Source organism: Marinicellulosiphila megalodicopiae (assembly GCF_045862395.1).
Classification (GTDB): Bacteria; Pseudomonadota; Gammaproteobacteria; order Pseudomonadales; family Natronospirillaceae; genus Marinicellulosiphila; species Marinicellulosiphila megalodicopiae.
In genome coordinates this window covers 1,880,361-1,906,507 of record NZ_AP023087.1, presented here as the reverse complement: position 1 = coordinate 1,906,507, position 26,147 = coordinate 1,880,361, and the positions used below count along the sequence as shown (strand labels likewise).

Sequence of the window (26,147 nt, the reverse complement as noted above, 5' to 3'; positions counted from 1 at the left end):
TTTATTCATTTAAATATCTCCCCTACTTTTTTCAACCATTTATTACGATCGGCAGCATTCGATTTAACAAGAGGTGAAAAATATATTTTTTTAGTTACCTTCACTCCACAAAAATTAAGAATCGTCTTTTCAAGTTCATTTACCGCTGGCGCTTTTTGCCAAAATTTAAAATAAAACACAGGTGTATCTAAAGTAAAAATTAACTGAGCCGTTTTACCTTTTAACAATTGAATGGGTAAAGACTTGTTTTTCTCAAAACGAAAAGCAACACCAGGAACAAACACTCGATCAATTAATCCTTTGAATTTTGCAGGCAAACCACCCCACCAAACCGGTGTCACTATAATAATATTGGATGCATTTTGTAAAGATTGAGTAAAGCGAATTAAGTCCGCCTCTAATGTCAAAGCTTTAGCGTAACCTTCAGGCAAATCCACATTAAAACTCAAATCATTTAATTCATAAAGATGAACAACTTCATCTTTTAAAATCAGTTGCGCGTGTATGGTTTTAATGATTGCATGACAAAAGCTGGTTGATTTTGGATTAGCATTGATCAGTAATGTGATTGGTTGTGAATTAGGCATTTTTTCTACTCTATTATAAATTCATTTTATAATAGAGCCTCCCCTAACGGGGAGAGTCAAATTAAATTAAAAACACTCTTTGATTTCCAATTTCATTGTTTCAATTTCATTAATTTCGTTTTCTATTTTTAAAATTGTATGTTTTTTTGTTAACTGCATATTTTCTAAATATTCAAATACAACAGACCAGTCTATTGAATCACTATCTTGCAACATATTTTTTGAACTAGATAATTTCTGAATTTCAAAAAATTGATTTAATGTAAATCCTAAAGACTTTGCTTTAATTATCAAAAATAATTGATCAATTATTTTTTGATTGTAAATTCGATATCGTCCTTTTCTTTCAGGGATAGATATCAACTTTTTTTGTTCATAAAACCGTATCGTTTTTACAGTCAAACCGGTTAATTTACTGACGTCGCCGATATACATATTAAAATCAACCTTTGTGATCACAAAAACTAGTTACAATTAATTGAAACGATTCAACTGTTGATTGAACCACACAAAACTCCCGATTTGAACTAGCAAGATAAACATTATGGATTTGTTCTGCACAATAACGCATTATATCTATTCGATCAAAGTTCGCTGTGGCATCTGAAAATTACTCTCCTTTAGTTTTTCATTTAGTTTTCATTTTGGTTTTATAAACGTCTTTCATTTTAAGCATGTCATAAATTCGATGCTCTCTTTGTTGATCAAATCCAACTTCTTGAATATATTCTTTCGGATTCAAAAAAGTACCAAACATACCATCCCAAATTGCTAATCCATAATTTTGAGAATGATGCATTCGCTTATGATGCACTCGATGCATTTCTGGACGTTGTAATATAAACCCAATCCAAAATGGTGTTTTTAAATCTGAATGAATGTAAATATTATAAACAGCCGCAATGATTAAACTCACAGCAGCCCCATAGGCATTTACTCCTAAAACAAGGTAACAGCACAGTGCATTTAATAAAGTAGCGGCAATACCATCAAATGGATGCAAATAGAATGAAGTTAAGGATTCAATTCTACTTGGACTATGATGCAACTGATGAAATACGCGCCATAACACATCAAATTTATGCATAGCACGATGCCACCAATATGCCACGAAACTGGTGAGTAAAAATCCTAGCACCCCCTGAATAAACATGTGAAAGTTATTAAAATGAAATAAGGAAATGGCTTTAAATGTTTGCGCAAACACGATTCCAGAACCAATTGTGAATACCGATTGAAAAGCAGTAATAACACCAGACAAAATCATCCAACGACGATCGCAGTGATTTTTAGAGGCTGGCGCAATCACTTCCAAAGTAAAGACAATCATTAATGTCAATGCCACAATTGTTAATGTCAAAAGCTCCATTTTTTCTCACTTAGTTTTAAATTAATATTGATTGAACTATACGTCCACAGCTTACACCAGTCTAGTGGACCAGTTTAATTTCTCAAAAATGAAATCCCGAACACAAAAAAGGCCCTTAAATAAAATTTAAAGGCCTTAATAAAACGCATCACAGGTATTTACTTACTCTGCTGCATCGCCTGTGGATTGTAAAAATACTTCAGAGGCATCCACTAAAAATTGAGTGCCTAATGCTTCACGCCCAAATAGCATTAAATAATTCATATCTGCGCGGTTAGTCAAGGTAATTTCTATTTCCCATTTTTGAGCACCTAACGTCACTGGCGTTTTAATTACATAACGTTGCTCTGACTCACCATTTGAAGATTTTATTTTACGAATATCACTAATTGGTGCCACACATGAAATCAATTTATTCACATTATGAATATCAGGATGGATATCAAATGACACACATTTTTTTCCATCTTTGATAATTTTTACAATATTGTCAGCATGAATTGATGAAGTTTTTGCGCCAGTATCCACCCTTACTTGCAAATCTTTAATTTTAAGTAATGGTAAATCAATTGACTCCAGTCGACCGATGATAATTTTATTTTCTGTATTCATAAGTTTCCCTTAAAAATATTCTAACTGTTCAATTAAAAACATATCCATTAATTGAACAGTTATTTTGTATTTAAATTATTATAGATTCGCTTTCAGGTAACAAAGTATCCTGTGCAATTTCAATATGCTCGGCAATTTCTTCATCATCTTCAGTAAAATAAGCAATATGAAACATCGCTTCGCCTTCCTGAACTAACGGAATATTTTGCCTTCCAATTAATATACCAGAACGTGTTGCGACAACTTCGCCAATCACTTCACCATAAGGGGATCCAATTTCAGCAAGCACGTCGCCTTTTGTAATTTGATCACCAAGGTTTACTTTATTATTCACAATACCACTTGCATTTGCTCGATGCCAACCACTACTTCGAGCAATATAAGGTTCACGTAATTTCTTTTTGCTTGCTGTTTTACGCATTAATCCCAAATGTTTTAATACGTTTTCGATCCCTTTTATACCAGAACGAATTGAAAACTCATCAAAACGTAACGCTTCACCAGCCTCATATAACAAAACTTTAGTATCATTTTTAACAGCAGCTTCACGTAATGAACCATCCACCACATCGGAATTTAAAATCACCGACACTCCAAATGCTTTTGCTAATATTTGGGTTTCATCATCATTAATATTTGCACGAATTTGGGGCAAATTGGATCGATGGATAGCACCTGTATGTAAATCAATACCATAGTCGCAATGCTTAACAATTTCATTTAGAAAAATATGCGCAACACGACCGGCTAATGAGCCTTTTGCGGAGCCTGGAAAACAACGGTTTAAATCTCTTCGATCAGGCATATAACGAGATTGATTCACCACGCCATATACATTTACCATCGGCACTGCTATGACGGTACCTCGTATGATTTTAAAGTTCTTTTGCCCAATTAATCGACGAATAATTTCAATGCCATTTAATTCATCGCCGTGCACGGCTGCACTGATAAAAATAGTCGGCCCTGGTTTTTTCGCTCGAATAATATATACAGGCAGTGACACATCCGCATCGGTATATAATTTTGCAACGGGCAATTCTATTTGACGCTGTTCACCTGGATATATTTCAAATTCACCAATTCGAAGTACAGTCATGTTCTTACCTTTTTAATTTCTAACTTTTTAAAACGACTATTAATGGATTTCAATGTTATTAGCCATTACCGCGTGTTTTATTGCTAGTAGCATTTGAATTTACTTTTTTCTCAATAAAATCAAATACCATTCCCGCAATATTTTTACCTGTCGCTTTTTCAATGCCTTCTAAGCCAGGTGAAGAATTCACCTCCATAACCATCGGACCATTCACTGATTGCAATAAATCCACGCCACACACACCCAAACCCATCGCTTTTGCTGCATTAACAGCCGTTTCTCTTTCTTGTTTAGAAAGCTTAACCACTTCAGCAGAACCACCACGATGAAGGTTTGATCTGAATTCGCCTTCAGCACCTTGACGTTTCATTGCAGCAACTACTTTATCGCCAATCACTAAACAACGAATATCCGCACCGCCTGATTCTTTAATGTATTCTTGAACTAAAATATTCGCTTTTAAACCCATAAATGCTTCAATAATACTTTCAGCCGCTTTTGCAGTGTCTGCTAATACCACACCAATACCTTGAGTGCCTTCTAATAATTTAATTACTAATGGCGCGCCACCCACGTTTTTAATTAAATCTTTAATGTTGTCTGCCTTGCTTGCAAAACCCGTACGTGGCAAGCCAATGCCTTTGCGTGACAATAATTGTAATGAACGTAATTTATCGCGTGAACGGCTAATTGCGACGGATTCATTTACATTGAATGTTCCCATCATTTCGAATTGACGCGCGACTGCAGTGCCGTAAAACGTGACTGATGCACCAATTCTTGGAATGATTGCATCGTAAGTTGGCAGTTCTTTACCGTGATAACGAACCGTAGGACGACTACTTGTAATGTCCATATAACAATGCAAAGTATCAATGATTTCAACTTCATGACCTTGGGCTTCACCCGCTTCTTTTAATCGACGAGTTGAGTATAAATTTGGGTTTCTTGATAAAATTGCAATTTTCATAGGATTAAATTCCGAATGTGAACAATGACACGACTTAATGCAGCGCCTTATATTAATGAAACTCAGTATAATACCTATTCACTGGACAATAAAATTAAATATTTTATACTGTTTGATCAATTTTTTTGATCAAACATATTAATTAAAGAGAACTTTTTATGAAAGTTGAGTTATTAAAAACATTTTTAGAAGTCAGTCGCACACTCCACTTTCGCCTAGCAGCAGAATCTTTATTCATCACCCAATCAGCAGTGAGTGCCAGAATTAAATTGCTTGAAGATGATTTAGGAGTATCCCTGTTTGATAGAAGTCAAAAACATTTAAAACTTACCGCAGAAGGTCACCGACTTATTAAACATGCCAATGAATTAATTTTTATGTGGCAAAAAACCAAACAAGATGTAGGCATTGCCCAATCTCATTCCATGCAATTAGTAGTGGGTTCAATCATGTCCATTTGGGATATTTCATTACAGGATTGGTTACAGAAAATCCATCGTAATATGGATGATTGCAGCTTATTAACAACCACTTACAGCCCTTTTGAATTAAGAAAAAGCCTACTTAATCGAGTGGTTGATATCGCATTTTTATTCGAACCTATCTACGTTAAAGACTTGATTACCCAAAAAATTGGTACGGTTGCACTGCACCTAGTTTCAACAGAAATCAATGACATAGACAACGTAAAAGATTTAAATAATTTTATCATGGTCGAGTATGGAGAGTCTGTAAACTCACAGTATTTACGTGATTTTCAAGATGCGCCCGGGGCAAAACATTCTATGAATCAACCTATTGTCGCCTTGAATTTTATATTAGAAGTAGGCGGCAGTGCGTATTTACCTAGACAAATGACGTTTGAACATGTGCGAAAAAACAAACTGCATATTGTTGAAAATGCCCCTGTGTATTCAAGGGATATTTATGCCAATTATTTAGCTAAAAGCCAGAAAGCCGAAGTTATTGAACAGGCTATTCAGTTATTTCCTTATGTAAGGGCTTAATGTTGCATACGCCTTATATTAATAACATGAAACTGCTAATTGAATTATCAGATTTTAATAAAATTAATCGATTATTTTATTCAGTTTAATCAATTTTTTTGATCAAACTAATGAAATTACCCATTCTGACTAATTTCATTGCACAATAATTAATGAATTTTCACTTGTTAGCTTGATTTTCTTTTACTTTATCTTGCATAAATGGATTTTCTGTCTCTACTGCTTCAACCAATTGAATTTGAATGGGAGCGGATTTACTGCCCGCATACAAACTGGTATGAGGAAATGGTATTTCAATGCCATTTGAATCAAAAGCATCTTTTATATTTTCCATAATATCGTTTTTAAATTGAAGGAACTTTAATCGATCTGTCCAAACTGATAATTGTAAATCCACTGATGAGGCACCAAAGTCCGTCACAATGCAAAATGGCGCAGGATTATTTAAACATAACGGATTTTTCTCTGCTAATTCTAATAAAATTTTACGGGCTTTTTGTGTGCTTTCCCCATAAGCAATACCGACTTTAATATCTGCACGGCGTATTGGAAATCGACTGAGATTGGTCACTGTGGATTTAATAATGGTTTCATTTGGGATCCTAACAAATAGATTATCAAATGTTCGAAGTTTAATAGACAACAAATCAATTGTGATGATCTCCCCTCTTACATTATCAACTAAAATAATATCACCGATACTGAATGGGCGTTCCCCTAATAAAAACAGGCCACTTATAAAATTAGAGGCCGAAGTTTGCGACGCAAATCCTAACGCCACCGTAAGTAAACCTGCTGCTCCTAAAAGCACACTCAGTTTAAATCCAAATTCACGTAATGCCGACACTGAAAATAAAATAAGTAATGTATAAAATACGATTCGAACGATTAACGTTTTATGGTGCATCCCCATATGAGGGGACAATATTTTTTCAATGGCTTTGCTGATGTATTTTCCAGACACATAGCCAACGGCAATATATATAAAAGCTCTTAACCAATTGCTCCAGCCAATCACATTTGCCAAATTATCAGTTAACATTGAAGGTTCGTTCATTTTATTCTCATTTAAGTAATAGTGTAAAAATCTATTTTTTTAATTTAATAAGCAATACTTTGCCTTTTAATTAACCAAATAATTGATGTACCGTTTTAATGAATTGATTACTTTGTTGTGATTTTCTTGGACTAGTTACAAGAACTAATTGTTGAGTGTCGGATTTTTTATAATTTTCAATTTCAAGTTTTGCAGCTTGTAGATTCACATTTCGTGTAATGCTAATTGATTCCGTCCAAAAATTGTCAAATTGATCTGAAAAAACAGATAAATAAGGTAACGGTAAATTAATTTTATCAATTAACAATATATCCGTGCCTTTATTTATGATTGTCACAGGTGTGATCACACGAAACACACGCTTTGGCAGAAGTTCTAATTGCAATCTACCTGCGGTTTTACTGGCGTAACATAGTTCACCCACCATTGTGTTTTCCCCCACCCAAGTCTCCATTGGGATTTGCACGGGTACACTGAACCACTCCTGTAAGGATTCGCCAATACAAATTTGCAGCCAAATAATTGAACTCATGTAAATAGTTGTGCTTTCATTAGCAAACAAATGAATTGGCGAAGTGGGTTGAATCACAAATGGCTTATCAGAAACCATCGGTTTGATCATAAATGTACCATGTGTGGCAACATTGGCTAAACGCTTAAGATTCGACTCCATTTGTGATTGTTCAAATTGCATTTTACAAAATTTAATATCGCTTTCGGATTCACTATAGTCGTAGGAACAATGCCACTCATTAAGATGACGTGAAAGCTTTAAACAAATATCACCCAGTTGAATTTGACACATTTCACCAATTTCTAAGGTATTTTGCTCCCACCAATTTGAATGACTGTCGTCTGTTTGCTTGATCATTTATTTCTCACTTAGCGCTTTTAGATAAGTTCAAAAAGCTTAAACCAAGATTAAATATCAAACGATAAGACAATGCAATTGCTATATTATTTGAGCTGAGTATTTGATTCACTGTATTTATTCAGCATATTCCTTAACTGTTCAAATTGCGATCTGCAATATGCGCTGCATTGCTCTAATAAGCTACCTATAAGTAGCGATCAAATTTATACAGAACAAGACGGAAAAATGCGAATTCACCAGGGTAAATGATTATTTTTAAACGCAGATCCGTGCAAATTTGATAATCAGCACACAGAGGTTTTACACTTTGTACTAGCCTCAATGTAAGATTTTGTGATTTTAATCCCGCAGTAATTCAAATGGTGGCAAAAGACTGTCTGGTGAGCGATAGGTTTTAACTGGATACACATCAAAATCTGTAGTTAATACTGCCTGTTCAACGTATTGATTTAAATCGGTATACAGCGGTGCGGGATCAAGCCAGCGAGTTAACACATCTGCATCTAATGGCAAAAATAACGGCGTAGATTTAGAATGATATTCACTATATCTTTTGTGAGGTGGGCGAGTAATCACTGCAAATGATCGAGTCACACTGCCATCCACCTGTATCCAGTCTTTATAGATACAACCCAGAGCAAAGCCTGTTTTTGATTGCATCAGATACTGTTGTTTACCTTGACTCTCACCCAACTCACTAGCAAACACCAATCCCCGACGTAATTTAAACGCTTCAGACCATAAAGGTTTCGTTAAATCTCGTGCATTAAAACTGGTAATTCGCTCATCTACAACAAATCCGTTATCTGAGGATTTTAAAGCATACCACCACATCGCAGAGCTTTGCGAAATGCTGCCAGATTTTGTCACCAGCGCGTTAAAATTTTGCCTTTGATACGCTCTTTGAGTTTCATTAGGAAGCGTTAAGCCAAGCTGATTCGACACCTCAATAATCTCAGGAGTTAAGTCTATATTTGCAAAATACCCACACATATTAAATCGCTTCTATATCATGATTAAAATTAAAAGAATAAGGATCGCGCTTTAGACTTTGAGTTAAAAAGTCTTTAAACACCCGTATTTTTTTATTAAATTTTACCTCTTGATGACACACCACCCAAAGTGGCAACTGCCCTATTTCCATACCGTCAAACAAAGCAACCAACCCATATTTTTCACCTAACGTTTTGTGGGTCACCCCAACACCACAACCCTGTTTAAGAAGCTGTACTTGCAATAACAAATGATCACAACGAAAGTTAAAATCTGACTGTGTGACGTGCACGCCAACATCTTTGAATCCATTGATCATTTGTAGGTCTTTATCAAAACCTATTAATTTATGATGACGAACTAAGTCAGCAATATCATTTGGCGTGCCGTTTACATCAATATAGTCTTGGGAAGCATATGCGCATAACGCTAAATCCGTGATTTTTTGCGCGATTAAATCCGGTTGCACCGGTTGATACATTCTTAAAGCAATGTCTGCTTCTCGTTTATTTAAGCTACTTGATTGATTAGTCACCACCAACTCCACTTCTATGGAAGGGTACAATTTTGAAAACGCAGCAATAATCGGCGGCAGGGCATAAAATCCCATCACTTCATTGACACTAATACGAATCGAGCCCATTAAGGTTTCGTCTTGCCCGTTTAATGAACGCAATACGGCATCATGAGCATCTTGCATAATCAATGCTTTTTCAAATAAATGTTGCGCGTCATTCGTTAGGGTTAACCCGCTTGGTGTGCGATGAAACAGCAGTTTACCCACCTGCTTTTCAAGTTGTTGAATCTGCCTACTCACTGTGGGTTGTGACAAATTCAACACATTAGCCGTCTTAGAAAAACTCCCCTGTTTTGCCACTACTAAAAACAATTGAAGCCACTGCCAGTTAATATCGCTATTCATATTTGTATACCTGATAAAGAATTACTTCTATTCTCATACAATAATAAACCAACCATACTGCTTACATCTACCAAATAAAAAGAGAATATTATGAAAACAGCATTTGTATTAGGGTTTAGCGGCTCATTTGGTTTTGCCATGACTCAAGCATTATTAGCAAAAGGGTATAAAGTGACGGCGCTCATTCGTAACAGCAAGCAACGTGACTTATATCAGCACACACATTTAAGTTTTGTTGAAGGGGATTTATTAGATAAGACCTGTTTAAAATCCAATTGTCAGGCACATGACATTATTGTTTACGGGGTAAATGTGCCTTATGCCGACTGGCAAACCAAAGCTATTCAATATTTAAGCGCTACGTTAAAAGCGTGTGAAGGATCAAAAGCACGATTTGTTTTTCCAGCTAACATATACCCTTACAATCCAATTCAACATAGCCAAATTAATGAGCAAACCCCACAACAGTCTCTGCATTTTTTAGCAGATGTGCGCATTGAAATGGAATCACAAATTAAACAAGCCAGCAAAAACGGTTTGAATGTATTAATCATGCGAGCAGGAAATTACATTGGTGCACAGGCACCTAGCAGCTGGTTAAGGTTTTTAGTAAAACAATCCAAACAACAGATTACTATTAGCGCAACTGGAAATCCTGATAGCCCAACTTCCTATGCCTTTTTGCCTGATTTGGCCAAGGATACCGCCGATGTATTAGAAACAAACTTGAATGACTTTGAAGAATTTTGCTTTGCAGGACACCACCTTTCATTTAATGACATGAAACAAAATATCGAACAGCACACGCCATTAAGCGTGAAAATGGCAAAATTTCCGTGGGGAATCATAAAGATCATGTCGTTATTTATTCGTAAAATGAAGTATTTGGATGTCACCCGATATTTATTTAATACTGACATGCGCATTAATGATAATAAATTAAGCAAACAACTTGGCAGGCCCTGCACCAAAACCGTATTTACACAAGTTTTAGTAGAATCACAATTAATATCCTATGAAAAATAATGGAATCCATTAAACTACGCACATCTATTTTAACTGACTATAATTAGTCTTATTTTAACGCTCCAAAAAAGGTGAACTATGAAAACGCTACTCGCAATATTTTTACTTGTATTAAGTGGTCAATTATTTGCCCAAGGCATTGAAGGCACGTGGAAAACCATTGACGATGAAACAGGTGAAGCAAAGTCGTTAATTGAAGTTTGGTTTGACGGTAAAAAGTATCAAGGCAAAATCATTGAACTATTAGACCCAAAAGAAGAAAATCCAATTTGCACTGCTTGTGAAGGTGTTCAAAAAGATCAACCAATATTGGGAATGCAAATTATTTTTGATGCTAAAAAATATGGATCAAAATACAAAAAAGGTGAAATATTAGACCCTGGCAATGGCAAACTTTATTCGTTAGTGATGGAACTTGAAAACGACAACGAATTAAAAGTAAGAGGCTTTATTGGGTTCGCATTATTAGGTAGAACTCAAGTATGGCATCGCGTAGTTGATACAAAAACCACAAATTAAAAACTTTGTACCCCATATGTTTAATTTAGTTTAATTATTCATAGAAGAATGTAAATCATTGCTCTAAAATCCTTAAGTATTCCTTGACTTTCATGCAACTTATTGCATAAAAAATAATTTAAGAAACAGGACAATGATTTATGTTTGACCCTCAAAATGTACTTTCACAACTTTCTATCGAACAAAAAATATCATTATTATGTGGTGACAAAGTTTGGCAATTAAAAGGCTTTGAACACCTAAACGTACCAAGTATAACCGTAACAGACGGCCCACATGGTGTACGCCTTGATGACAGCGAAGCCACTACCCCATTTACTTTTTTACCTTCTACCGTATTTCCAGCGGAAGCGGCAATGGCTGCCACCTTTAACTCAGAGTTAATTCATGAAGTTGGCCAAAGTATCGCTCAAGAATGTCACTTCTATAATGTAAGTGTTCTACTTGGCCCTGGTGTAAATGGTAAACGCTCCCCTCTTGCTGGTCGTAATTTTGAATACTATTCTGAAGATCCTTTTTTATCAGGCTCAATTGCAGCTGCATTTATCAATGGCGTGCAATCTCAAGGCGTGGGGACTTCACTTAAGCACTTTGCAGGTAACGAACAAGAAACCCGTCGCTTTTTAATTAACAGTGTGATCAGCGAGCGTGCATTACATGAAATTTATTTGCGTCCCTTTGAAATTGCAGTGAAACAAGCAAAACCTTGGACGCTTATGGGTGCATACAATGCAGTCAACGGCATTCCAGCTTGCCAAAACAACTATTTATTAAATGAAATTTTACGTGATCAATGGAAATTTGATGGCGCGGTGATGTCTGACTGGGTAGCTACACGAGATAAATTAGAAGCACACAACAATGGTTTAGATATTGAAATGCCAGGGCCGGCTCGTAAAAATGAATTTTTATTAGAGCAGTTTAATCTTGGTAAAATCACAGAAGACACCATCAATATACGTGCATTAAATGTGTTAAACCTGATTAAAAAAGCAGTAGATGGCAAACAAGAAGTCAACGAAATAAACTGGGACAAACATAACCAGTTAAGCGAGCAAGTAGCTAACGAGTCCATCGTTTTATTAAAAAATGACAATCAAACATTACCGTTAGCTAAAAACAAAAGCTACGCAGTGATTGGACAGTTTGCTAAAGACTCTCGTTTTCAAGGCGGCGGAAGCTCGTCATTAACCCCTAAAATGGTGACCCACGCATTACCAGAATTAGAAAAATACGCACAGGTTGAATTTGCTGAAGGTTACACAGAAGAAACCACAAGTGACACACAATTAGCCCAAGCTATTGAAACGGCCAAAAACAAAGACGCGGTGATTTTATTTGTAGGCACAACGGACGCGATTGAAACCGAAGGGTTTGATCGTACGGATTTATTATTACCAGAAGGTCATATTAAGCTAATAGATGAAGTGTTAGCGGTAAATCCCAATACGGTTATTGTTTTAAACTGCGGAAGCGTGGTGGACATGCAGTCGTTTGTCAATAAAACTCCAGCTATTGTGATGAACTGGTTCAACGGCCAAGCATCAGGCAGCGCCATTGCTAAAGTATTGTTTGGTGATGTATCGCCAAGTGGTAAATTATCTGAAAGCTTCCCTATTTGCCTAGAGCACAATCCTAGTTTTGATTGTTTTCCTGGCGACAAAGAAAACGTTGAATACAAAGAAGAAACACTTGTAGGTTACCGTTATTACGATACTAAAAAATTACCTGTCCAGTTTCCATTTGGACACGGCTTAAGTTACAGCGAGTTTGAATATTCAGACTTAAACGTAGATTTAGCTAAAAACACAGCGTCGGTTACAGTTAAAAATACAGGACAGGTTCAAGCTAAAGAAACCGTACAAATTTATGTATCGCCTAACAAGCCTTACCTAATGCGTGCAGAACAAGAGCTTAAAGGGTTTGTGAAAGCGGACTTAGCACCTAATGAATCAAAGTCAGTCACAATACAATTATGTGATCGAGCGTTTGAACATTTTGTACCACACTTAAACCGCTTTGCTACTGAAGCTGGAAAATATGTGATTCGCGCATCGTCTTCAAGCAGAGACGTACGTTTAACTCAAACTGTTAATATTGAATCTACCGATGCGGTTCGTATTAAACCTACTCGCAACGATACAATTTTTGAGTGGTTTGAAGATGAACGAACGTTTGATGATGTAGATCAAATCATGAAGTTAGTAGGCATTCAACCTGGTCATTTTTTCTGGGGAATTATGAAAAGCTCACCCGTTGAACATGCATTAGATATTTTAAATGGCCTGCCCGTATCTGACGAAATTCGGGCTGAATGTAAGGCACTTGTTGATAAACATGATGAGAAATATGAGAAATAGCTGTAAAGTTAGAAGTTAGTAGTTAGAAGTTAGAAGCCCAGTTAGTCTGGGCTTTTTTTCGTCTGTATTAAAAGTAATATATTGCTAATTTATTGCAGGACAGTCACAAATAGTAAAGAAAGATATTTTCGCACATACAAATTGATTTTGGAATTTTGGAATTTTGGAATTTTGGAATTTTGGAATTTTGGAATTTTGGAATTTTGGAATTTTGGAATTTTGGAATTTTGGAATTTGAGCTGAACGCTCTAATTTTGAAAGGATTCGAGTATTGATAAATGGTGGGCCCGCCCAGACTCGAACTGGGGACCTGCCGATTATGAGTCGGATGCTCTAACCAACTGAGCTACGGGCCCGAATTGCATATTTTTGAAGCTATATGCGAAAACGGCGTCTAGTATAACCAAAGGTTACAATCAACGCCAACTTTTTGATTTAAAAAGAGTTTTTATTTTAACTTTTTTTTAATATATTTTTAGACAGCTTCATTAGACAAAAAAATAGACACATAAAGTGTCTATTTTTTAATCTTACAGTCTAATTCTTAATCGTCTAAGAATGAACGTAAGTGATCAGAACGTGTAGGGTGACGTAATTTACGTAACGCTTTCGCTTCGATTTGACGAATACGCTCACGGGTTACATCAAACTGCTTACCCACTTCTTCTAACGTGTGATCGGTATTCATTTCAATACCAAAACGCATACGTAATACTTTTGCTTCTCTTGCCGTTAAACCTGACAACACTTCTTTAGTTGCTTCAGTTAACCCTTCAACAGTTGCAGAGTCGATTGGCGCTTCCATTCCTTCATCTTTGATGAAGTCACCTAAGTTTGAATCTTCGTCATCACCAACTGGTGTTTCTAAAGAAATAGGCTCTTTGGAAATTTTCAATACTTTACGTATCTTGTCTTCTGGCATATCCATTCGTTCTGACAATTCTTCAGGAGTAGGTTCGCGACCCATTTCTTGAAGCATTTGACGAGAGATACGGTTCAATTTATTGATTGTCTCAATCATGTGAACCGGAATACGAATTGTACGCGCTTGGTCAGCAATAGAACGTGTAATTGCTTGACGAATCCACCATGTCGCATAAGTTGAGAACTTATAACCACGACGGTATTCGAATTTATCAACCGCTTTCATCAAACCAATGTTACCTTCTTGAATTAAATCCAAGAATTGTAAACCACGGTTTGTGTATTTTTTAGCAATGGAAATAACCAAACGTAAGTTAGCTTCAACCATTTCTTTTTTAGCACGACGCGCTCTTGCTTCGCCCATTGTTACCCGTCTGTTTATGTCTTTAATATATGACATATCCAAACCACAACCAGCTTCAACTGTGCGAATTTTACGTTGCGCTCTTTTTAACTCTACTTCATACGGAAATAATCGATCGCCGTATTCGTCACTGTCTAATAAACCTTGCAACCAATCTGCGTCAGTTTCATTACCAGGAAATTGTCTTAAGAATGTTTTACGTGGCATTTTGCCGCGACGAACAATCAAGTCCATCAAAGAACGTTCTTGAGCACGAATTTCAATCACGGCATCTTTAACACGATTACTGATTTCTTCGAATTTTTTATTTGCTAATTTAAGTGGTGCAAATAAATCACCCACCTCATTAAATGCGTTGTTTGCTTCTTTAGATTGATAGCCGTGTTTTTCAACTGCTTTTAAAGCTTTTTTATGAGCGGCTTCCAAAAGACCAAAACGTTCAGCTGCTTCTTCAGGATCTGGACCCGTTGGCGCTTCGTCTTCATCCTCAACACTGTCATCATCGTCACTTTCAGAATCACTATCTTCAGCCACAACTTCTTCAACTGGCTCAGCAATAACAGGCTCTTCAGAATCCGGATCTAAGAACGATACAAGAATATCTGATAATCGCCCTTCTTCTAACTTTGAGTCTTCGTAAGCTTCTAGGATTCGCTCCACGTTGCCTGGATAAAATGCAATGGCATGCATCACATCACGCAACCCTTCTTCGATACGCTTAGCAATGACAATTTCGCCTTCGCGAGTCAATAGCTCTACGGTACCCATTTCACGCATATACATACGCACAGGGTCAGTGGTACGACCTACATCATTTTCTACTGCTGCTAATGCAGCTGCTGCTTCTTCAGAAGCGTCGTCATCATCAGACGCGCCTTCATCCGCCATTACTAAATCATCGGCATCTGGAGCAGTTTCATATACTTTAATACCAATATCGTTAATCATCGCGATGATATCTTCGATTTGGTCAGGACTTGCGATATCTTCTGGAAGATGATCATTTACTTCCGCATAGGTTAAATAACCTTGCTCTTTACCGCGACTAATAAGTTCTTTCAGACGAGACTGTTGCTGATTTTGCCCAGTGGTCATATTTTCTCTGCTTTTATTTATGGAGCCTCTGATTTACGGGTATAAATTCAGGCGCCTCAGGTTTAATAAATATGTTCAAAACTTGAATACAGATGAACGCAAACAAGCCAAACATAATAGCATAATTTTACAGGGATGCTCGCGTGTATTATTTGAAATAATAATAATTTTGCGAAATCTTTTACTTTTTTTGCAACAACATCTGTTTGTATTGCTGCTTCTCTTCTTCACTTAAGGAAGGATCACGAGCTAAAACTCGTCTTTTCAATTGATCAAAGGCCTCATTGGGCAACCCATCTATAAGGGCACTTAAAATATTTTCAAGCTCATCAAGGATAAGTTCTTTAAAATTATCTGATTTTCTTGGTAACCAAAAATATTCGCTGTGTGTTATATCGTGAATTCTATCGGATAAATTCTGCTCTTTTAAAAATTGATAAGCTTGAAAATAATCCGATTTTGGTAATTTTTTTAATGCCCCAATCACTTGAGCCACTAATTGAAAATCTGGCAAGATCAACAATCTTGAATCGAAAATATAATCCGTTGATAAAAATGGTGCGCGAATTAATAACGCTACCACTTTGTCAGAACGAGACAACTTAATGGGAATGCGCTTATTGGCACTAGGTGTTGGAATCGATTCAACCCAATTTTGATCAGCAGGCTCTTCCCAATAATCATCAGGGGCTAGAAAATTATCTTCTTCATCGTAATCAGGTTGGTCATATGACTGCCCGTAATCACTTGGTATGTCATTGACCATTTCTTGAGCAATTGGTTGCTCAGTTTTATCGCTTGCTTTTGGCTTGGGTGTAATTTTTGGCTTTGTTGCTCGTTCAAATGTTTTCACAACGGTCGGTTCAAACGCACCAAATTGTAATTCCACTCCAACTAACGTAGAGAATCGCTTACCCAACAATTGCTTAAAAATACCATCAGGCAAACTGATCATATAAGGTTTCGCTAATTCCACTAACTTTGCTCTGCCCGCTTCGCTATTTACATCGACTTGAGTTTGTAAATATTCAATCATGTAATCGGACAGTGTTTTAGATTGCTTAACTTGTTCTTCAAACGCATCTTTGCCAATTTTTCGAACCATGCTGTCCGGGTCTTCCCCCTCAGGCAAAAACAAAAATTTAATTTGGCGACCGTCTTTTACTTCATTTAAACATTGTTCAAATGCGCGATGAGCGGCTTTTTTACCGGCTTCATCACCATCAAAACAAAATACAATTTCATCCACTTGTTTAAACAGGGTTTGAATATGGGTCACACTGGTTGCAGTGCCCAATGTAGCCACTGCATAACCCACACCTGCTTGAAACAAGGCCACCACATCCATATAACCTTCTACAACTATAATGCGCTCGACATTTTTGCTGTATTTTTTGATTTCATATAGGCCATATAATTCTTGGCCCTTTGAGAAAATTGGGGTTTCGGGACTATTTAAATATTTGGGTTTTTCATCAGTTAATACACGACCACCAAATGCGATGGTTTTTCCGCGATTATTTCGAATAGGAAACATAATTCGAGAGCGAAAACGATCGTACACTCTACTGGCTTTATTAGATTTTGGATCCGATTCTTTTTCGACGATCATACCGGCTGCTAATAATTGATGTAATATTTCATCTTTTTTAGCGAATTTATCAATAAGATTTTGCCAACCATCTGGTGCAAAACCAATTTGAAACATTTTGGCAATTTGACCACTTAGTCCACGGTTTTTTAAATAGGTAACGGCTTGATTTTTCTTGGGGTGATCTAATAAATTTTGATAGTAATACTCCGACACATCATCCATTAAGTCGGTTAATTGAGTACGCTTTTTTTGCTTTTCTTCTTGAACTGGATCAATCACTTTAGGGACTTCAACACCTGCCATTTTAGCAAGGGCTTCGATTGCCTCAACAAAGCTTAATCGTTCGTATTCTTGTAAAAACTTTAACGCATCACCTGATTCACCACAGCCAAAGCAATGATAAAACTGTTTCGATGAATTAATAGAAAATGATGGACTTTTCTCATTATGAAAAGGACAACAGGCCCAATAGTTTTGGCCTTTTTTCTTGACGTCGATGCATGAGGAGATCACCTCGACCACATCGGTACGAGCTAATAAATCATCAATAAAACCACGTGAAATGGAACCCGCCATTTTGTATGTTTTCCTACAACTGGCGTTTAAGTTAAGCGGTTAGCAAAGCCTTAACCTGTTTACTGACAGCAGCATTATCTGCACGCCCAATCGTTTGCGGTTTGATAATAGCCATGACTTTACCCATGTCTGCCATTGAAGTTGCACTTACTTGCGCAATTGCGCTTGCAACCATATCAACCAATTCTTCTTCTGTTAACGCCGCGGGTAAAAATTTTGTTATCACCTCCAATTCGGTTTTCTCAATTGCGGCCAAATCATCGCGCCCAGCTAATTCATATTGGCTGATCGAATCACGACGTTGTTTTTGCATTTTATCTAAAATTGTAATTGCTCTTGCTTCGTCCACATCAATACGTTCATCAACTTCTACTTTTTTAAATTCAGAGGACATTCCACGCAATACCAATAATGTTTCTTTATCTTTGGCACGCATCGCATCTTTAATAGCGTCTTTTACAGCTTTAACAATCGCAGACATAATATTCTCTTTTTAAAAGTAGAAAACCGGTCAGTTAAACTAATTGACCGGCAAACGTATTCAACAAATTTTTGGACTTATTAGTATAAACGAACCATACGTTTAGATTCACGTTGAACCTTTTTAGCATGACGTTTAACAGCAGCAGCAGCTTTACGCTTACGAACCCAAGTTGGTTTTTCATAATGTTCACGACGACGCACTTCAGAAAGTACACCTGCTTTTTCACAAGAACGTTTGAAACGACGTAATGCAACGTCAAATGGTTCGTTTTCTTTTACTTTTACAGCTGGCATGTGTTTACCTTAAAATTTAATTGTTGAATAAAACCCTGCTCACATTAGATGAACCTTCACCTAAAACAAGGGTCGCGGATTATACAAGAAGGGATAAAGCACTGTAAAGCCATTTAAACAGTTTATCGGTATAAATTAGCTAAGCGATTGAAATATAAGGGGAATTAAGCATTCAAACAATGCTCAAATCGCGGTGATTTTTTCAGTTTCAAAAGTGGGTTTAGACAGCATATTAACTCATATTTTCATGAATCATTTTTTAGCGTATGAGCAGAGCAATTAATACATAACATCACTCTGTTTTACTTTATGGATTTGTCATTATTCAACTAATGCTACATTATTCTGTAAAGACAGACTGAAGCCTTACCTACGAATATTTGTTTTGTTGTCATAAATAACAACCCACATTAATTTTAAATTAAATCACTTCAAACAATCGACAACACACCTGGCCTGCGACTTTTTCTTTTTTAAGTTTTAATCCAGCAGGCACATCAAAATCAACACGACGACCCGACTCACAATAGATTAACGAGCCTTGTTTTACCCAGCCATTTTGCAGCATTAACTCAAAACATTCTGTGTAAATATTTAAACCAAACGGTGGATCAAGCAATACTAAATCCATAGAATCTACACAAGACCCCTTTAAAAGCATCAGCGCATTTTGACTAGTGACCTTACTTTTATCTTGCGCACCTAGCGATTCAATATTTTGTTTAAGCATTATGCTAACGGGCGCACTTAATTCGTTAAAGTGACACGACTGCGCACCACGAGACAACGCCTCTAGACCTAATGATCCTGTGCCGGCAAAAACATCCAACACCTTTGCTGCTGATAAACTTACTTGCAACCAGTTAAATACCGTTTCTTTTACGCGATTTGTGGTGGGTCTTAACCCATCTTGATCAATCACATTGATTTTACGAGAACGCCAATCCCCTGCAATAATGCGGATATTTCCGATCACTTCAGTAGCGTTTGATTTTTTTTTGCGTTTAACCGGAGCTTCAATTTGATCAGGTGTATCAGTGCGTTTATGTCTAGATTTTTTTATCATGGCTTATTTTATTTAACTGCTCATTCACCCTTTGTATAGTCACTTGTTGGTAGCGCAAAGGACGGGATTGAAAATAATCAACGGGCAAATTGTACCCTGCTTGATGCATTAAGTAACGCACTAACCCTGAGCGTTTGGTTTTTTGATTTTCAATATTTTTAATAAGCTCACTCATTAATTGATCAAATTCCTGGAAAGTGACATCTGAAAACCATTTTGCATCTACCACACCATCAAGAATCAAAAAACGCTGACCGCCTTTAACATCCCATCGTAAACTGACCGATGTTTTTTGAGTACGCTGCAATAACAAAAGGTAAGCCACATAAAAGGATTCGAAATTTTCATCACCAATTTGTGGCGCCGGGATTATATTATTAGAATTCGACGAAGCTGCGAAAAACGCAACAAAGTCACCTTGATTATGCATAAGATTTTCTACTAATGTGGCCACAATTGATTCATTAACCTCACCGGCAATCATGATTTCATCTGATTGTGTCAGTTTTGGCAGCCACAACTGAATAAACAATAATGCATCATAAATAATGTCACGATTATTTGGCATACTTACGTTAATCCAAAGTTTGCCACCTTGCACCTGTGTGTGCACCTCAACGAATTCGGGTATAGAAACCGAGGCAATAGGTTGCCGATTGATCACAAAACCAAAATAAATTTCTTGCGCATTATCAAATTCAGCCCAATGCAGCCCTATCCCATTAAATCTATCCTTATGAAAAACCACATCTTGCAAATTATAAAATTCAGTGGGCATTTTATCTTCAACCAACGCATCATTTGACTCAACACCAACTTGAGATAACACATAAATTAAAGGCAATAAAACTAGGTTTAATGCCCACAACATTTTCTTGGAAAAAAAGCGTTTTCTCTCTTTAAATTCAAATGGTTCGTATGGATCAATTTGTGTCATGTATTTCCACTCATATTCTGTTAAAATCCCGCGCTTTCTAAATCTCTGTAATTATAAGCAAGTGAGTGGCCATGTTTGGTTTTATAAAACGCAAGAAAAATCCTGTTAAACAGGAACAAATTGAAGAACAGATTATCGATCAACAGCCCGCTGAAAGTGAAACACCTGTAGATCAAGCAATTAATCAGTTAATAGACGAACCAGCACAAAATCAAACGTCAGAAATGACTGAAAAAGACTCAACTGCAAAAATCACTGAATCACCAACAAAACAGCCCGCCCCGGAAAAGAAAAGCTGGTTCACTCGCGTTAAAAAAGGCCTAAGTCGTACTCGTGCCAATTTCAGCGACGGACTTGCTAATGTCTTTTTGGGCAAAAAAGTCATTGATGATGAATTATTAGAAGACATCGAAACGCAATTATTAACTGCCGATGTTGGTGTTGAAGCCACCTCTAGCATTATTAAAGATTTAACAGACAAATCCGCTCGCAAAGAATTAGCGAATCCTGAGGCGATGTTTACAAGTTTAAAAACCTCGTTAGCCGACATGCTAGAAAGTGTCGACAAACCACTTGAAGTCACCTCAACAAACACACCGTTTGTGATTTTAATGGTAGGTATTAATGGCGTAGGTAAAACCACCACCATCGGCAAACTAGCTAAAAAATACAAAGCACAGGGCAAATCAGTGATGCTAGCTGCGGGTGATACATTTCGTGCAGCAGCCGTCGAACAACTACAAGCCTGGGGCGATCGAAACGAAGTACCCGTGATTGCACAACACACAGGCGCCGACAGCGCATCAGTTTTGTTTGACGCACTAAACGCCGCCAAAACTCGTAATGTGGATGTATTAATAGCCGACACAGCAGGACGCTTACACAACAAAGACAACCTAATGGGCGAGCTAGAAAAAATTGTTCGTGTCATGAAAAAACTAGACCCTAATGCACCGCACGAAGTCATGTTAGTGTTAGATGCTGGCACCGGCCAAAACGCAATCAACCAAGCGCGCGAATTTAATAAATGCGTCAACGTCACAGGGTTAACCCTTACCAAATTAGACGGCACAGCAAAAGGCGGCGTTATTTTCGCTTTGGCTAAGCAATTAAATATACCGATTCGATTTATTGGTGTGGGTGAACAAGCCGAAGATCTTCGAGATTTTCATGCCAAAGATTTTGTCAAAGCGCTTTTTGAAACCCATTAAATAACGGACTATTTATATGATTATTTTTGACCAAGTCAGCAAGCGTTATGACGGCGGGTTTGAAGCATTGTCCAGTGTCAGCTTTCACCTTAAACAGGGTGAAATGGCATTTTTAACAGGACACTCAGGTGCAGGAAAATCCACCATATTAAAATTAATCTCATTAATGGAACGACCAAGTTCAGGACAGGTACGAGTAAACGGACAACTCGCCAACAAAACCAGCGACAAAATGATTCCATTTATGCGTCGTGAATTTGGAGTGGTATTTCAAAACCACCGTTTATTATTTGACCGCACGGTTTTTGATAACGTCGCCCTACCCTTAATTATTTCTGGCGAGTCGCCAAAAGACATTCCAAGACGCGTACGCGCCGCATTAGATAAAGTAGGCTTACTAAACAAAGAAAAATTCAACCCAATTCAACTGTCTGGCGGTGAACAACAACGTGTAGGCATTGCCCGCGCAGTAGTAAACAAACCTGCACTGATTTTAGCCGATGAGCCAACAGGTAACTTAGACCCGCAATTAGCCAAAGACATTATGGCGTTATTTGCCGAGTTTAACCGCGTAGGAACATCAGTATTAATTGCCAGCCATGACTTGGCATTAATTGCTAGATTGCCTTATAGAGCGTTGACACTTAAAAATGGAAAGTTGATTGGTGGCGGCATGTTTGATTGATTCTTTGAACAAGAATCCTTGATAATAAATTAAATTAAATAAAAGACAGTTCAAAATGGATGCTGAATGTCTTTTAAACGCCAAACAAAATTAAAAAAAACACTTAATTCATTTTAATACTACTTCAAGAATAAAGATTTTTATTGTTAAAATTCGACAAAAGGATTGTACGCTTGAATAATTGCAGTTGATGAATACTGATTGATACTTAAAACGCTATATGACACATTGCGCATGATGATAAAGTTTTTTTATTTCTTTAAACTCTGAACTCTGAACTCTGAACTCTTAGGGTACTTCATTAATACATTTTCCACACCATAAACAATCGCTGTCGCTTCATCGACTGTAAACTCTAAACTTCTAATTCTTCGGAAAATGAAGACCGGGGTGATGACGTGCATGAATGCATTAACGGCATGACTACAGGAAGCTTTGGAATACCCAACAATAGGATAATTTAAATCAAAGTAGTTGCGACTACGCGCAACCTATTCTTATTTATTAAATGCAATTTTTGATTGCTTCGAACTCTTTTGCAGCCATAGTTGGAACAAATTCTATAATTTCGTAGTTTGTCAAATTTGCGATGTAAAATGGATCTTCTTTTACAATTGCAATCACTTCGTCTTTGTTAGATGCATTTACTAAGATTATTCCACCAGTTCGAGGTACTTTACGACCTGATGCAATGAATTTACCTGAAGCATAATATTTTTCCAGAAAAGTGACATGTTCACTGATAAGCTTATCAACTTCGGATAAGTCCGATTTGTATGTTAGGGATACTATAAACATTAATACTCCATTGAATAGACCATATAATTAAAAGTAAATTTTCTGCAATTGACATTTTGAATAATTCACATCAACTTATTTAAAGTCCGCAATATACATGAGCTCGAGCACAATTAAAATTATTTTAGTTACTATTTTTTTGAAATAAATCCCGAATAATTGACATGTAGGGATGTATTGATGCAGAGAGTTCAGAACGAACCGAAATTGCCAACTTTTTTAAGTCTTGATATTAAAAAAAAAGAAAGCAGAGTGTTTTTCGTCGGTTTTAAATAGTCTTTTAGGGGGCAACACAGACGGATAATAATTCGCCCAAAGTAATATTGTCATGCCAAACTTTATTCAATGCTACATCATATGTTTCCTTAATATCATCTGAAAAAAACTCGAACTCCATTTGATCCGCACCACCACTATTTGGATAGATTGATTTGTATATTTCAAGTATTTTATCACTTGGCTCAAATTTCAACTTATCTTTATGCTTAAACATAAAAGCATCTACAAAAATAATCAAAAACTTTCTTATTTCTTCATTTGATAAATTTGGAAATTCTGCCCGCCATTGCTGCCCCATACATTTCCGATTACGGTATTCCCGTGGTAGAAATATATCAAATTTAGATGAAACAACTAGCAGAATTCCAACTATTAGGATGACGATTAGCATGTGATACCTAACGAGGCTGTAGAAAAATTAACTTTCTTCAACACTCATTTTTAATTTAATTAATTTCAAACAGTATATTCATTCTCACGATACTTTTGAAACGTTAATTTCACAAAAAAATATTTGAATTGATGATCGTCATTTTCATAAAAATTCAATGCATTCAAAATACCCCCCTGAAAACCAGTAATACCAAGGCGTACTAAGGGATTGTAGTTTGAATGATTGATATAAACTCCATCAAGCCATCATTTCATATTTGCCATATTTCCATCCAATTCTTTTTAGAATGCTTTCAAATTATGGGGCATACAAAACATTAGCTTGGATTTAAAAAAATATAAGACACTGAGTTAATTTAAAATTAAAAAAGAAATAGCAGGATGCTTTGGAATGACCAACAATAGGTTAATTAAATCAAAGTAGTTGCGGTTACGCGCAACCTATTCTTATTTATTAGCTATATTTTACGGTAAAACATATTTCCGAATTTAGTTTCAAAAACATAATAAAACTTTCGGTTTCCCCGATAAAGCCCAGGGTAAGTATCAATAAGCTCATGAGGTGAATTTAGATTTAGCCTAAATAACATTGGCGGCGAGTTGCGATACCAATGGACATCTGCATATGTTTTTTTAAAACTACCATCAACTAACTTTTCAAAAAATATGAATTTGTCATCGGATGTAATTTCAAATTTAAAATGTTCTTTTTGCCACTCGGCATTCTTTCCACTATAAAAACTAGTATCAATTTCATACTTCCCAACAACCCTATGTTTTGTGATCGGAAAATAGTTATAAAACGCGTATCCACAAATCATTACTACTAATAGAGCCAAAAATTTAAAAGTACCATTCATGTATAAATGCTCACATTCGTATATAACTAACGAGGCTGTAGAAAAATTAACTTTCTACAGTCAGTTTAAAAATTGTTTGTTTTATAGGCTAAAAATAGCCTCGTATTTCAAATTCTAGATAGGTTGAAACCCTTAAAAATAATTTTAGATCACTCTGCGCACGTATAATTTTTATTGTTTTAATTTTCCTACAGCCTGAACGTTCTAATAAACCACGCAAGAAGGCGGAGTGTTTTGCGTCGGTTTTAATTAGTTTGTTATGTTTATATGCGGTGAAGGCCGTAAATAGCATGATCAACAATTCGCCCATTTAGATTTTCAGCATTAGAAATAACACCTTCTAGCTGCATACCTAGACGCTCACAGACGGCCCTACTAGCCAAATTTTCAGTAGCGGCCGATATTTCAACTTTATCCATTAGTAATTCATCAAATGCTATTTCTATAAGTTTTTTACAAACACGAGTAATAATACCATTGCCTTGAGCTGACTCTGTAAGCCAATAACCGATTTCGACTTTCTTTAATTCATTATTAATCGTATTAAAAGATGCGTTACCAACTAATACTTCATCATAGAATATGCCACAGACCATTGACTTTCCATCGGCGTAATCATGAAGGGATTTACGTATAAATGAAGCAAAGTCCTGCTCAATTTTACAGTGTGGAGGCCATGCTAACCACTGCTCAAGATAAGGTAAATTTTCTTGGACTAATTGTGCGAATATTGGCGAAAAAGACTTTTGAACCAATGACAACTTTATTTCATTATCTACTTCTAAACTGAACAATAGTAACTCTCCTTAAACATAACATGTTATTAGACGGAAAAAATCTGTTTTAAATATCGCGTATTTTAAATAAAGTCCGTCAGTTGGTTTAAGATCACACTATACCCAGTTATTTTCTATTTTCAAAATTTTACTTACTATTTTTTTGGGACAAATACGGAATAATTGACATGCATTAATACAGCGAGTTCAGGACGAACAGAAATTGACTACAATTTCTGTCTGCGTTTAATTTTACAAGGTGCTGTGTATCTGCTGTATTTACTATTTTTTTGGTCAAATCTGTATATCCAGTCAGCACTAATGATAGGTAAAAAAATATTCAATGCCTTATTTTTTAATGATTTAGATTGTTTTTTTCGTAATGAATCACGAACCTACAGGTGAGATTTATTTCTA

At 36.3% G+C, this 26,147-nt stretch carries 26 protein-coding genes and 1 tRNA gene; 6 read left to right on the top strand and 21 right to left on the bottom strand.

Going from position 1 to position 26,147, the window contains the following annotated elements; all coding sequences use genetic code 11:
- Positions 1 to 5: 5 nt before the first annotated feature.
- The 6 genes from TYM08_RS08080 to rimK all read right to left on the bottom strand — a co-directional run bounded on the left by TYM08_RS08080 (position 6) and on the right by rimK (position 4,637).
- Positions 6 to 587 carry an NAD(P)H-dependent oxidoreductase gene (locus TYM08_RS08080; RefSeq protein ID WP_422382464.1) on the bottom strand — a complete coding sequence of 194 codons (582 nt, stop codon included), beginning with the start codon at positions 585 to 587 and terminating at the stop codon, positions 6 to 8.
- Between the two features lie 66 nt (positions 588 to 653).
- Entirely contained in the window at positions 654 to 1,022 is a 369-nt protein-coding gene (locus TYM08_RS08075; RefSeq protein ID WP_422382463.1) for a MerR family transcriptional regulator, read from the bottom strand.
- A gap of 193 nt (positions 1,023 to 1,215) precedes the next feature.
- Complete coding sequence (locus TYM08_RS08070; protein WP_422382462.1) at positions 1,216 to 1,956, bottom strand: sterol desaturase family protein; 741 nt, start codon at positions 1,954 to 1,956, stop codon at positions 1,216 to 1,218.
- Positions 1,957 to 2,118: 162 nt separating this feature from the next.
- The gene (locus tag TYM08_RS08065; protein ID WP_422382461.1) at positions 2,119 to 2,568 is read right to left on the bottom strand and encodes an ATP-dependent zinc protease family protein; all 450 of its coding nucleotides are present in this window, start codon (positions 2,566 to 2,568) and stop codon (positions 2,119 to 2,121) included.
- A gap of 70 nt (positions 2,569 to 2,638) precedes the next feature.
- On the bottom strand, positions 2,639 to 3,667 hold the full coding sequence (locus TYM08_RS08060; protein ID WP_422382460.1) for a succinylglutamate desuccinylase/aspartoacylase family protein: 1,029 nt from the start codon (positions 3,665 to 3,667) through the stop codon (positions 2,639 to 2,641).
- A 58-nt stretch (positions 3,668 to 3,725) separates the two neighbouring features.
- Positions 3,726 to 4,637: a 30S ribosomal protein S6--L-glutamate ligase gene (gene rimK, locus TYM08_RS08055; protein WP_422382459.1), complete on the bottom strand. Its 912-nt coding sequence runs from the start codon at positions 4,635 to 4,637 to the stop codon at positions 3,726 to 3,728.
- Positions 4,638 to 4,795: 158 nt separating this feature from the next.
- Here rimK and TYM08_RS08050 point away from each other — a divergent pair, with 158 nt between their 5' ends.
- Positions 4,796 to 5,644 (top strand): LysR family transcriptional regulator, encoded by an 849-nt coding sequence (locus TYM08_RS08050; protein ID WP_422382458.1) that lies wholly within the window; start codon positions 4,796 to 4,798, stop codon positions 5,642 to 5,644.
- Positions 5,645 to 5,804: 160 nt separating this feature from the next.
- Here TYM08_RS08050 and TYM08_RS08045 read toward each other — a convergent pair whose 3' ends face one another.
- From TYM08_RS08045 to TYM08_RS08030, 4 genes are all read right to left on the bottom strand, one after another.
- Positions 5,805 to 6,701 (bottom strand): mechanosensitive ion channel family protein, encoded by an 897-nt coding sequence (locus tag TYM08_RS08045; RefSeq protein ID WP_422382457.1) that lies wholly within the window; start codon positions 6,699 to 6,701, stop codon positions 5,805 to 5,807.
- A gap of 70 nt (positions 6,702 to 6,771) precedes the next feature.
- A complete protein-coding gene (locus TYM08_RS08040; protein WP_422382456.1) occupies positions 6,772 to 7,572 on the bottom strand; it encodes a hypothetical protein in 801 nt (266 codons plus the stop codon).
- Positions 7,573 to 7,914: 342 nt separating this feature from the next.
- On the bottom strand, positions 7,915 to 8,568 hold the full coding sequence (locus TYM08_RS08035; protein WP_422382455.1) for an SOS response-associated peptidase family protein: 654 nt from the start codon (positions 8,566 to 8,568) through the stop codon (positions 7,915 to 7,917).
- 1 nt (position 8,569) lies between these two features.
- Positions 8,570 to 9,490: a LysR family transcriptional regulator gene (locus TYM08_RS08030; protein WP_422382454.1), complete on the bottom strand. Its 921-nt coding sequence runs from the start codon at positions 9,488 to 9,490 to the stop codon at positions 8,570 to 8,572.
- A gap of 90 nt (positions 9,491 to 9,580) precedes the next feature.
- Between TYM08_RS08030 and TYM08_RS08025 the strand changes: the two genes are divergently transcribed.
- The 3 genes from TYM08_RS08025 (at position 9,581) to TYM08_RS08015 (ending at position 13,395) form a co-directional block, all read left to right on the top strand.
- Complete coding sequence (locus TYM08_RS08025; protein WP_422382453.1) at positions 9,581 to 10,516, top strand: NAD-dependent epimerase/dehydratase family protein; 936 nt, start codon at positions 9,581 to 9,583, stop codon at positions 10,514 to 10,516.
- Between the two features lie 78 nt (positions 10,517 to 10,594).
- Positions 10,595 to 11,035 (top strand): DUF2147 domain-containing protein, encoded by a 441-nt coding sequence (locus tag TYM08_RS08020; RefSeq protein ID WP_422382452.1) that lies wholly within the window; start codon positions 10,595 to 10,597, stop codon positions 11,033 to 11,035.
- 140 nt (positions 11,036 to 11,175) lie between these two features.
- Positions 11,176 to 13,395 carry a beta-glucosidase gene (locus tag TYM08_RS08015; protein WP_422382451.1) on the top strand — a complete coding sequence of 740 codons (2,220 nt, stop codon included), beginning with the start codon at positions 11,176 to 11,178 and terminating at the stop codon, positions 13,393 to 13,395.
- 279 nt (positions 13,396 to 13,674) lie between these two features.
- On the opposite strand, the gene TYM08_RS08010 is transcribed toward TYM08_RS08015, so the two are convergent.
- The 7 genes from TYM08_RS08010 to TYM08_RS07980 all read right to left on the bottom strand — a co-directional run bounded on the left by TYM08_RS08010 (position 13,675) and on the right by TYM08_RS07980 (position 20,728).
- Positions 13,675 to 13,751, bottom strand: a tRNA-Ile gene (locus TYM08_RS08010).
- 188 nt (positions 13,752 to 13,939) lie between these two features.
- Positions 13,940 to 15,778, bottom strand: a complete 1,839-nt coding sequence (rpoD, locus tag TYM08_RS08005) for an RNA polymerase sigma factor RpoD (RefSeq protein WP_422382450.1) — start codon at positions 15,776 to 15,778, stop codon at positions 13,940 to 13,942.
- Positions 15,779 to 15,959: 181 nt separating this feature from the next.
- Entirely contained in the window at positions 15,960 to 17,948 is a 1,989-nt protein-coding gene (gene dnaG / locus TYM08_RS08000; protein ID WP_422382449.1) for a DNA primase, read from the bottom strand.
- A 31-nt stretch (positions 17,949 to 17,979) separates the two neighbouring features.
- Positions 17,980 to 18,429 (bottom strand): GatB/YqeY domain-containing protein, encoded by a 450-nt coding sequence (locus tag TYM08_RS07995; RefSeq protein ID WP_422382448.1) that lies wholly within the window; start codon positions 18,427 to 18,429, stop codon positions 17,980 to 17,982.
- An 80-nt stretch (positions 18,430 to 18,509) separates the two neighbouring features.
- Positions 18,510 to 18,725: a 30S ribosomal protein S21 gene (gene rpsU, locus TYM08_RS07990; RefSeq protein ID WP_422382447.1), complete on the bottom strand. Its 216-nt coding sequence runs from the start codon at positions 18,723 to 18,725 to the stop codon at positions 18,510 to 18,512.
- 421 nt (positions 18,726 to 19,146) lie between these two features.
- The gene (rsmD, locus tag TYM08_RS07985) at positions 19,147 to 19,791 is read right to left on the bottom strand and encodes a 16S rRNA (guanine(966)-N(2))-methyltransferase RsmD (RefSeq protein WP_422382446.1); all 645 of its coding nucleotides are present in this window, start codon (positions 19,789 to 19,791) and stop codon (positions 19,147 to 19,149) included.
- Positions 19,775 to 20,728 carry a hypothetical protein gene (locus tag TYM08_RS07980; protein ID WP_422382445.1) on the bottom strand — a complete coding sequence of 318 codons (954 nt, stop codon included), beginning with the start codon at positions 20,726 to 20,728 and terminating at the stop codon, positions 19,775 to 19,777. Before TYM08_RS07980 ends, rsmD begins: the two co-directional genes overlap by 17 nt.
- A gap of 71 nt (positions 20,729 to 20,799) precedes the next feature.
- Here TYM08_RS07980 and ftsY point away from each other — a divergent pair, with 71 nt between their 5' ends.
- Both ftsY and ftsE read left to right on the top strand, forming a co-directional pair.
- Complete coding sequence (gene ftsY / locus TYM08_RS07975) at positions 20,800 to 21,939, top strand: signal recognition particle-docking protein FtsY (protein WP_422382444.1); 1,140 nt, start codon at positions 20,800 to 20,802, stop codon at positions 21,937 to 21,939.
- A gap of 16 nt (positions 21,940 to 21,955) precedes the next feature.
- Entirely contained in the window at positions 21,956 to 22,624 is a 669-nt protein-coding gene (ftsE, locus tag TYM08_RS07970; RefSeq protein ID WP_422382443.1) for a cell division ATP-binding protein FtsE, read from the top strand.
- Between the two features lie 504 nt (positions 22,625 to 23,128).
- On the opposite strand, the gene TYM08_RS07965 is transcribed toward ftsE, so the two are convergent.
- The 4 genes from TYM08_RS07965 to TYM08_RS07950 form a co-directional block, all read right to left on the bottom strand.
- The gene (locus TYM08_RS07965) at positions 23,129 to 23,422 is read right to left on the bottom strand and encodes a YciI family protein (RefSeq protein ID WP_422382442.1); all 294 of its coding nucleotides are present in this window, start codon (positions 23,420 to 23,422) and stop codon (positions 23,129 to 23,131) included.
- 280 nt (positions 23,423 to 23,702) lie between these two features.
- A complete protein-coding gene (locus TYM08_RS07960) occupies positions 23,703 to 24,092 on the bottom strand; it encodes a hypothetical protein (protein WP_422382441.1) in 390 nt (129 codons plus the stop codon).
- A 460-nt stretch (positions 24,093 to 24,552) separates the two neighbouring features.
- Complete coding sequence (locus TYM08_RS07955) at positions 24,553 to 24,954, bottom strand: hypothetical protein (protein WP_422382440.1); 402 nt, start codon at positions 24,952 to 24,954, stop codon at positions 24,553 to 24,555.
- A gap of 263 nt (positions 24,955 to 25,217) precedes the next feature.
- Entirely contained in the window at positions 25,218 to 25,748 is a 531-nt protein-coding gene (locus TYM08_RS07950) for a GNAT family N-acetyltransferase (RefSeq protein ID WP_422382439.1), read from the bottom strand.
- Positions 25,749 to 26,147: the final 399 nt, after the last annotated feature.